This window comes from Streptomyces sp. IBSBF 3136, assembly GCF_036815105.1.
Lineage (GTDB): Bacteria > Actinomycetota > Actinomycetes > Streptomycetales > Streptomycetaceae > Streptomyces.
Genome location: NZ_JAJSZC010000036.1, coordinates 39,626 through 46,090, shown reverse-complemented (window position 1 = coordinate 46,090; position 6,465 = coordinate 39,626). Strand labels below are relative to the sequence as shown.

The window sequence follows — 6,465 nt, the reverse complement described above, 5'->3', positions numbered from 1 at the left end:
GCACGGGACCCGTTCCGGCTCCGGTGCCCGGGTAGCCGGGTGGCGGAGGGGGCACGGGTGCGGGACCCTGCGGGGCTCCTGGGTGGTGTGCGGCCGACGCCCAGCCGGTGTGCGGTCCCTGCCCCGGCCGGTGGGGCGGCGGCAGCGGAGACCCCACTGCGTGCTGCATCCGTTGCCACTCCGTCTCGTACGCACATCTGGTACTGGCAGGCGGGTGCGGTGCCCGCTCGCTACCGAACGGTACCGCCCCCGGCCGTCGTTTGGTGAAACGACCGGGGGCGGTCCGAAGTGCCCGGCCCGGGAAGGAAATCGGGCGCAAGGAACAGCGGGGTACTTTACTGGCCCACTTCTCCGTAGGCGGCGAGCAGGACGGCGGGGTCCGGGCCCTCCAGGACGGTGGGCTTGGCCAGGCCGTCCAGCACGATGAAGCGCAGCAGGTCGCCGCGGGACTTCTTGTCGACCTTCATCGTCTCCAGCAGCTTGGGCCACTGGTCGTAGCGGTAGTGCAGCGGCAGCCCGACGGCCTCCAGGACGGTGCGGTGCCGGTCCGCGGTGGCGTCGTCCAGCCGGCCCGCGAGGCGGCCCAGTTCGGCGGCGAAGTGCATGCCGACCGCGACCGCGGCGCCGTGCCGCCACTTGTAGCGCTCGTTCTTCTCGATGGCGTGGCCGAGCGTGTGACCGTAGTTCAGGATCTCCCGCAGGCCCGACTCCTTCAGGTCCGAGGAGACGACGTCCGCCTTCACCCGGATCGAACGCTCGATCAGCTCGGCCGTGTGCGGGCCCGCCGGCGTGCGGGCGGCCTCCGGGTCGGACTCGATCAGGTCCAGGATGACCGGGTCGGAGATGAAGCCCGCCTTGATGACCTCCGCGAGACCGGAGACGTAGTCGTTGACCGGCAGCGAGTCCAGCGCGGCCAGGTCGCACAGGACGCCGGCGGGCGGGTGGAAGGCGCCCACCAGGTTCTTGCCCTCGGCGGTGTTGATGCCGGTCTTGCCGCCGACCGCCGCGTCCACCATGGCCAGCACGGTGGTCGGGATGGCGATCCAGCGCACCCCACGCAGCCAGGTGGCGGCCACGAACCCGGCGAGGTCCGTGGTGGCGCCGCCGCCGACGCCGACGATGACGTCGGTACGGGTGAAGCCGGACTGGCCGAGCGCCTTCCAGCAGTAGGCAGCGACCTCGGCGGTCTTGGCCTCCTCGGCGTTGGGCACCTGGATGGCGACGGCCTCGTAGCCCTGGCCGGCCAGGTCGGCGCGCAGCGCGTCACCGGTATCGGCCAGCGCCTCGGGGTGGACCACCGCGACGCGCTTGGCGCGGTGCCCGATCAACCCGGCCAGCTCGCCGAGGAGTTGCCGGCCGACCAGCACCTCGTACGGGTCGGTGCCCGCGCTGCCGGCGACCTGGATCCGGGTGACTTCCTCGCTCATGCTTCCTTCAACTCCAGTGCGTCCAGCGCCTGTTGGCTGACCTCTTCGGGGGTGCGGCCGTCCGTCGGCACGACGGCGGTGGCGACCTCCTCGTACAGGTGGCGCCGGGCCTCCATCAGTTCGCGCCACTGCTTGCGCGGATTGACCGCGAGCAGCGGCCGGGCAACGTTCAGGCCGGTGCGGCGGACCGCCTCCTCCACGTCCATCGAGAGGTAGACCACCCGGTGCCCGGCGAGCAGGGCGCGCGTGTCGGCGTCGAGGACGGCGCCGCCGCCGAGCGCGAGTACACCCTCGTGCTCGGCGAGCGCGGTGGCCACCGCGCGCTTCTCGATCGCGCGGAAGGCCGGCTCCCCCTCGTCGACGAAGATGTCGGCGATGGCGCGGTCCTCGGCGGCGACGATGTCGTCGTCGGTGTCGCGGTAGCCGACGCCGAGGCGCTCGGCCAGCAGCCGGCCGACGGTGGACTTGCCGACGCCCATCGGACCGACCAGTACGACCGCAGGCACGGCGGTCACCGGATGTGGAGGTTGTCGAGGTACGACCGCACGTTGCGCCGGGTCTCCGCGACGGAGTCGCCGCCGAACTTCTCGGCGACCGCGTCCGCGAGGACGAGCGCCACCATGGCCTCGGCGACGATGCCGGCGGCCGGTACCGCGGAGACGTCCGAGCGCTGGTGGTGGGCCTGGGCCTCCTCGCCGGTGGTGACGTCGACGGTCTTCAGCGCGCGGGGCACGGTCGCGATCGGCTTCATGGCGGCCCGCACCCGCAGCAGCTCGCCGGTGCTCAGGCCGCCCTCGGTGCCGCCGGCGCGGCCGGAGACGCGCCGGATGCCCTCGGGCGTGTTGACGATCTCGTCGTGCGCCTTGGAACCGGGCACCCGGGCCAGCTCGAAGCCGTCGCCGATCTCGACGCCCTTGATCGCCTGGATGCCCATCAGGGCTCCGGCGAGCCGGGCGTCCAGCTTGCGGTCCCAGTGCACGTGCGAGCCGAGGCCGACCGGCACGCCGTAGGCCAGCACCTCGACCACGCCGCCGAGCGTGTCGCCGTCCTTGTGCGCCTGGTCGACCTCGGCGACCATCGCCTTCGAGGTGTCCGCATCCAGGCAGCGCAGCGGGTCGGCGTCCAGCTTCTCGACGTCGGCCGGGGTGGGGTACACGCCCTGCGGGGCCTTCACGGAGCACAGCTCCACGACGTGCGAGACGATCTCGATGCCGGCCGTCTCCTTGAGGTAGGAGCGGGCGACGGCACCCAGGGCCACCCGGGCCGCGGTCTCACGGGCGGAGGCGCGCTCCAGGATCGGGCGGGCCTCGTCGAAGCCGTACTTCTGCATACCGGCGAGGTCGGCGTGCCCGGGGCGGGGCCGGGTGAGCGGGGCGTTGCGGGCGAGGCCGTCCAGGATCTCCCGGTCGACCGGGTCGGCCGCCATGACCTGCTCCCACTTGGGCCACTCGGTGTTGCCGACCATGACCGCCACCGGGGAGCCGAGGGTCAGGCCGTGCCGCACACCGCCCAGGAAGGTGACCTCGTCGCGCTCGAACTTCATCCGGGCACCGCGGCCGTAGCCGAGCCGCCGCCGAGCCAGGTGGTCCGCCACCATCTCCGTGGTGATCGGCACGCCGGCGGGAAGCCCCTCCAGCGTCGCGACGAGTGCGGGACCGTGGGACTCCCCCGCGGTCAGCCAACGCAGCCTGCTCAACGGTGCTCCTCAGTGTTCGCGCCCGGTACTGCCCGGCGTACCCCGGTTCTGGTGTACGGCGACGGCGCCACCGGATGCGCGACTCCGGTGCGCCACCTCCGATCCTCCCACGTCCGCGGCCCGGACCCGGCCGCCGGTCCAGCAGGCGGGACGGAACGGGCGGTTCAGCGGGCCGCGAGCGCCTTCTCGCCGGCCTGCCGCATGACGTCCAGGGGTGCCGGGGAGCGTCCGGTCATCCGCTCGACCTGGAGGACGGCCTGGTGGACCAGCAGGTCGAGGCCGCTGACCACGGCCCCGCCGAACATGGACCAGCGGGCGGCGAGCTCGGTGGGCCAGGGCTCGTAGAGCACGTCGAAGAGGGTGGCGGGGCGCTCGGGCACGGCGGCGGCGAGCGCGTCGGTGGTGCCGGCGGGGGTGGTGGCGATCACCAGGGGGGCGCTCAGGGCCCGGCCCGCGTCCGCCCAGTCCGCCGTACGGAGGTCCACTTCGAGCCGTTCGCCCCACCGCCGCATCTCGGCGGCGCGGGCCTCGCTGCGGACGTAGGCGACGACCTCGCCGGTGCAGACCCGGGCGAGGGCGGCGAGCGCGGAGGAGGCGGTGGCGCCGGCGCCCAGGATCGCCGCGGACCCGACCTCCTCGATGCCGTGCTCGCGCAGGGCGGCCACCATGCCCGGAATGTCGGTGTTGTCGCCGACGCGGCTGCCGTCCTCCTGGAAGACCACCGTGTTCACCGCGTCGACCGCGGCGGCCGTCTCGCTGATCTCGTCCACCAGCGGGATGACCGCCCGCTTCAGCGGCATGGTCAGCGACAGCCCCGCCCACTCCGGCCCGAGCCCGTCCAGGAAGCCTGGCAGGGCCGCCTCGTCGATCTCGAAGCGGTCGTACGACCAGTCGGTGAGTCCGAGCGCGTCGTAGGCCGCCCGGTGCAGCACCGGGGAGAGCGAGTGGGCGATGGGCGAACCGAGCACGGCGGCCCGGCGGGCGTCAGTTGCCCGAGGTGGCATTGAATTTGTCCTTGAGCTGTTTGAATTCTTCGTATGTCTTGGCGAATTCGGTGTTCGTCGTACCGTCGGTCGCCACGAAATAGATCCAGCCGTCGTGCGTCGGATTCAGTGCCGCCTTCAGCGCGTCCTCGCCGGGATTGCCGATCGGACCGGGCGGAAGTCCCTTGTTCGTATAGGTGTTGTACGGGTTCCGGTTGGTGTTGATCTCCCGTTCGGAGATGTGGATGTTGCTCGTGCCCTTGAGGTAGTTGTACGTCGAGTCGAACTGGAGCAGCTGGTTGGTCTCGGTGTTGGTGGGCTTGAGGCGGTTGTAGACCACCTCCGCCATCTTGCGGAAGTCGTCGTGGGTCTTGCCCTCCGCCTGGACCAGGCTCGCGACCGTGACGAGCTGGAAGGCGTTGTCCAGGCCGAACGCCCGGGCCTTCTTGGTCAGACCGTAGGCCGCGTACCGCTCCTTGGCCTGGCCGATCATCTGCTTCAGGATCGCGTCGGGCTTCATGCCCTTGGCGGCCGGATAGGTGCCCGGGTAGAGGAAGCCCTCCAGCGGGTCCTGGACCCCGGTGGCACTCCGCGCCCAGACCGGCAGACCGAGGGCCTTGTACTGCCCCTTGGCGGCCTTCCTGGTGGTTCCGCTTGCGACGCCGAGCTGCTTGTCGATGGCCTTGTAGACCTCGGCATTGCGCTCGCCCGGTTTCACGAGCACATTGCTCTGGCTGCGCGGGTCGAGCATGAGAGTCACGGCGCTGGCCGCGGACATCTCCTTCTTCAGGATGTAAGCGCCTGCCTGGATCTGGTCGCCCTTCGGGTTCTGCCCCTGCGCGTGGACGAACGCCTCGGCACTCTTGACCACTCCGGCCGCCTTCAGCTGGCGGCCGATCTCGAAGCCGCCCGCACCGCTCGGGATCTGCACGGTCACGGACTCGTCGAGGCCGTCACCCGCGTAGTCCGGGGCCGGGGCGAAACGATTTTGGTAGAACTTGTAGCCGAAGTAGCCGACGCCGCCGAGGCCGCCGCCGAAGACCAGCACGACCACCATGCAGGCACAGCCGGTGCGCCGTTTCTTGTCCTTGACGGGTTTCTTGCCGCGCCGCTCCCCGCGGCCGACGCGGCTCTCGGCCTCGTCCTCGGCGTCGTCGTCGGCGCCGCCCCCGGCGAAGAAGGCGTGCTCCTCCTCGTCCGCGCCCGGCTCGGGTTCCGCCTCCGGTTCCGGCGCGGCCGCGGGCCGCCTGCGGCCGGGCGGCTGTGGCGGCGGGTAGGCGTCCTCGGTGCCGTAGAAGTCGGGCTGCTCCCCGCCGTAGGCCGCGGGCTGCTGACCGTAGGGGTCGCCGGGGTCGGCCGCGTACGGCACATGGCCGTGGCTGCCCGAAGCGTCCCAGCCACCCTGCTGGTACTGCTGCTGACCTTGCGCCGCGTACTGCTGGTCGTGCTGCTGGTGCTGGTCCTGACCGGCGTACTGCTGGCCGAAATGCTGCTGGTGCTGCTGGCCCTGTTCGTCGTAGTACGGGTACTGCTGCTGGTCGTACCCGGACTGCTGCTGCGTCCAGTCGCCGTACTGCTGCTGCGGCTGCTGCGGGTACTGCTGCGGCTGGCCGCCGTAGGACTGCTGACCCGCGTGGGCCTGCTGTCCCTCCCATCCGCCGTCCCCGTACAACGGGTCCTCCGGATGCCACGGTTCGGAGCCAGGGCCCCGGCCATACTCAGTCATCGATCCCCTACGAGCCGCGAGGCCGACGGTGGTGCGGCCGGTGGACCGGCTGCCGTTCCGCCTCTTTGCTGTGCAGCGGCTGTTCGAAAACCGCCGCATCGCGCGGAACGTTACCGTATCGCGATCAGATGACCACTTCGACGCCCTCGCCGGGTGCTTTACCTGACACCCGTTCGGATTCCAGGGCCTGCTGCAGAATGATGACGGCGGCGGCCTGGTCGATGACGGCGCGGCCCTTCTTGGATTTCACCCCCGAGGCACGCAGCCCCTGACTGGCCGTCACGGTCGTCATCCGCTCGTCCACCAGCCGGACCGGGACCGGGGCGATGCCGGCGGCGAGCTCCTGGGCGAAGCCGCGGACCTTCTGCGCGGCCGGCCCCTCGCCCCCCTTGAGGGAGCGAGGGAGTCCGACGACGACCTCGATCGGTTCGTACTCCTCCACCAGCTGACGCAACCGGCGGTGGGCGGCGGGGATGTCCCGGCCGGGGACCGTCTCCACCGGAGTGGCGAGGATCCCGTCGGGGTCGCACGAGGCGACCCCGATCCGGGCGTCCCCGACGTCGATCGAGAGCCGACGTCCTCTGCGCATGTCCGACCGTTTCCTTACGTTCTCTTACGCTTCCTTACTTGGTC

The 6,465-nt window shown here is 71.4% G+C and carries 7 protein-coding genes; all 7 read right to left on the bottom strand.

Translation table 11 applies throughout. The features are described 5' to 3' along the window. On the bottom strand, positions 1 to 169 hold a 169-nt coding region (locus V7E45_RS11030; RefSeq protein ID WP_333773921.1), incomplete at its 3' end, for a Pro-rich N-terminal domain-containing protein. Between the two features lie 166 nt (positions 170 to 335). Next, the gene (aroB, locus tag V7E45_RS11025) at positions 336 to 1,427 is read right to left on the bottom strand and encodes a 3-dehydroquinate synthase (protein WP_333773918.1); all 1,092 of its coding nucleotides are present in this window, start codon (positions 1,425 to 1,427) and stop codon (positions 336 to 338) included. Next, positions 1,424 to 1,906, bottom strand: a complete 483-nt coding sequence (locus V7E45_RS11020; RefSeq protein ID WP_333773920.1) for a shikimate kinase — start codon at positions 1,904 to 1,906, stop codon at positions 1,424 to 1,426. The genes aroB and V7E45_RS11020 overlap by 4 nt, the downstream gene beginning before the upstream one ends. A gap of 32 nt (positions 1,907 to 1,938) precedes the next feature. After that, complete coding sequence (aroC, locus tag V7E45_RS11015) at positions 1,939 to 3,123, bottom strand: chorismate synthase (RefSeq protein WP_333773917.1); 1,185 nt, start codon at positions 3,121 to 3,123, stop codon at positions 1,939 to 1,941. Positions 3,124 to 3,287: 164 nt separating this feature from the next. After that, the gene (locus V7E45_RS11010; protein ID WP_333773916.1) at positions 3,288 to 4,127 is read right to left on the bottom strand and encodes a shikimate dehydrogenase; all 840 of its coding nucleotides are present in this window, start codon (positions 4,125 to 4,127) and stop codon (positions 3,288 to 3,290) included. After that, positions 4,108 to 5,832, bottom strand: a complete 1,725-nt coding sequence (mltG, locus tag V7E45_RS11005; RefSeq protein ID WP_333773915.1) for an endolytic transglycosylase MltG — start codon at positions 5,830 to 5,832, stop codon at positions 4,108 to 4,110. Before mltG ends, V7E45_RS11010 begins: the two co-directional genes overlap by 20 nt. 124 nt (positions 5,833 to 5,956) lie before the next feature. Further along, entirely contained in the window at positions 5,957 to 6,421 is a 465-nt protein-coding gene (gene ruvX / locus V7E45_RS11000) for a Holliday junction resolvase RuvX (RefSeq protein ID WP_317442276.1), read from the bottom strand. Between the last annotated feature and the right edge of the window lie 44 nt (positions 6,422 to 6,465).

Excerpts from the sequence above, each read along its gene's own strand:
- aroB (WP_333773918.1), bottom strand. The coding sequence starts at position 1,427 with ATGAGCGAGGAAGTCACCCGGATCCAGGTCGCCGGCAGCGCGGGCACC.
- V7E45_RS11020 (WP_333773920.1), bottom strand. The coding sequence starts at position 1,906 with ATGGGCGTCGGCAAGTCCACCGTCGGCCGGCTGCTGGCCGAGCGCCTC.
- V7E45_RS11010 (WP_333773916.1), bottom strand. The coding sequence starts at position 4,127 with ATGCCACCTCGGGCAACTGACGCCCGCCGGGCCGCCGTGCTCGGTTCG.
- mltG (WP_333773915.1), bottom strand. The coding sequence starts at position 5,832 with ATGACTGAGTATGGCCGGGGCCCTGGCTCCGAACCGTGGCATCCGGAG.
- ruvX (WP_317442276.1), bottom strand. The coding sequence starts at position 6,421 with ATGCGCAGAGGACGTCGGCTCTCGATCGACGTCGGGGACGCCCGGATC.